The organism is Bacillus sp. SRB_331 (genome assembly GCF_003264175.1).
Lineage (GTDB): Bacteria > Bacillota > Bacilli > Bacillales > Bacillaceae_G > Bacillus_A > Bacillus_A mycoides.
In genome coordinates, this window is sequence record NZ_NADV01000190.1 from 1 (window position 1) to 402 (window position 402).

General features: G+C 44.0%; 1 protein-coding gene. It reads right to left on the reverse strand.

The annotated features are described in order from the left end of the window. On the reverse strand, nt 1-341 hold a 341-nt coding region (locus tag B5P42_RS33355), incomplete at its 3' end, for an integrase catalytic domain-containing protein (RefSeq protein WP_369008136.1). Nucleotides 342-402: the final 61 nt, after the last annotated feature.

A 402-nucleotide genomic window follows, 5' to 3' on the forward strand; every position in this document is an offset into this window, starting at 1 on the left:
TTCCGTTGAATATGAAAGGACTTCAGAAGATGCTTCCAGAATTGGGCAACGAACTGGGGCCCTCTATCAGACACAATATCAGTCGGAAGACCGTGTAACTTAAAAATGTTGGCGAAAACTAGATTAGCCAGATCACAACTGGTAACGGTTTCATTGCATGGGATGAAATGAGCCATTTTTGTGTATCGGTCAACCACCACCAGTATGCTGTCAAAACCTGCGGATTTAGGAAGTTTAACAATGAAATCCATAGAAATTGATGACCATGGGTGAGAGGGAATGGGAAGCGGGAGTAATAAACCCGAGGGCTTGCGGCGAGGAACTTTCGAATGGAGAATCATGGCAAGAAGATAGAATTTGTAATTGATTTGTTTTGTTGTCGACGCGCTCAGGTTCCACTGG